Source organism: Pseudomonas syringae group sp. J248-6 (assembly GCF_032586995.1).
GTDB classification, from domain to species: Bacteria; Pseudomonadota; Gammaproteobacteria; order Pseudomonadales; family Pseudomonadaceae; genus Aquipseudomonas; species Aquipseudomonas amygdali.
In genome coordinates this window covers 1-565 of record NZ_JAWHOP010000052.1, presented here as the reverse complement: position 1 = coordinate 565, position 565 = coordinate 1, and the positions used below count along the sequence as shown (strand labels likewise).

Here is a 565-nt window from a genome sequence, read left to right as displayed (position 1 = left end):
TGGTATGACCCCCGAAGGTTGGACAATTATCCACCTACGCTGCCTTGGCGGCCTGCATTCTGTATTCCACAGGACTCAGGCCGTTAAGCTTCAGTTTTATGCGTGAGTGATTGTAATACTCAATGTACTCTTCGATACCCGCTTGAAGCTCATCCAGATCGTTAAATTTGTTCAGGTAGAAAAACTCGGATTTCAGCGTGCTAAAAAAGCTCTCTATAGCCGCGTTGTCATAGCAGTTACCCTTGCGCGACATGCTGGCTGTGATCGAATTCTCATGGAGCAGTCGCTGGTAAATAGGCATCCGATATTGCCAGCCCTGGTCAGAATGCAAAATCGGCTTTTCATCCGGTCCAAGCCGCTTGAATGCTCCTTCAAGCATTTCGTCGACCATGGAGTACAGCGGGCGCCTGGCAATCGCATAGGAAATGATTTCGCCGCTGTACAGATCCATGATCGGCGACAGATAAAGCTTCTGGCCTCCTACTTTGAATTCGGTCACGTCGGTGGCCCATTTCTGGTTAAGGTATTGCGCTTTGAAATCACGCTTTAGCAGGTTAGGTGCGGC

The 565-nt window shown here is 49.4% G+C and carries 1 protein-coding gene; it reads right to left on the bottom strand.

Annotated elements, in window-relative coordinates; genetic code table 11:
- Window positions 1-34: 34 nt before the first annotated feature.
- Window positions 35-565 (bottom strand): IS3 family transposase (locus RYC17_RS26800; protein ID WP_316904792.1); only part of this gene is annotated, 531 nt, incomplete at its 5' end.